This window comes from Rhizobacter sp. P2_H2, assembly GCF_056403375.1.
Genome location: NZ_JBFUFP010001666.1, coordinates 1 through 759 on the forward strand (window position 1 = coordinate 1; position 759 = coordinate 759).

Here is a 759-nt window from a genome sequence, read left to right on the forward strand (position 1 = left end):
GGCGACCACCGCGGCGAGGCCGCCTGGCAGGACGTGCCCGGCGAGCACCGTGCCAACCTGCGCCGCATCATCGTCACGCAGGGCGACACCGAGCCGGCCTCGGTCGAGCAGCAGCGCCACCTCGGCAAGACGGCGCCCAGCCAGTACGACCTGCGCAACCTGTTCCAGGTGAACGTCGAGGAAGGCCGCCACCTGTGGGCGATGGTCTACCTGCTGCACAAGCACTTCGGCCGCGACGGCCGCGAGGAGGCCGAGGCGCTGCTCGAGCGCCGCTCCGGCGACCAGGACAACCCGCGCATCCTCGGCGCCTTCAATGAAGAGACGCCCGACTGGCTGGCGTTCTACATGTTCACCTACTTCACCGACCGCGACGGCAAGTTCCAGCTGTGCGCGCTGGCCGAGAGCGCGTTCGACCCGCTGTCGCGCACCACGCGCTTCATGCTGACCGAAGAGGCGCACCACATGTTCGTCGGCGAATCGGGGGTGTCGCGCGTGATCCAGCGCACCTGCGAGGTGATGAAGCAGACCGGCATCGAGGACCCGGCCGAGCTGCGGCGCCACGGCGTGATCGACCTGCCGACGATCCAGCGCTACCTGAACTTCCACTACAGCGTGACGATCGACCTGTTCGGTGCCGACCAGTCGAGCAACGCGGCGATCTTCTACAGCTCGGGCCTGAAGGGCCGCTACGAGRAAGGCAAGCGGGCCGACGACCACGTGCTGAAGGGCGCCCACTACAAGATCCTCGACGTGCGCGAC

1 protein-coding gene is annotated in these 759 nt (G+C 68.1%); it reads left to right on the forward strand.

Going from position 1 to position 759, the window contains the following annotated elements:
- Positions 1-759, forward strand: a 759-nt coding sequence (gene boxB / locus AC1D15_RS35480; RefSeq protein WP_477829780.1) for a benzoyl-CoA 2,3-epoxidase subunit BoxB, incomplete at both ends; no start/stop codon positions are given.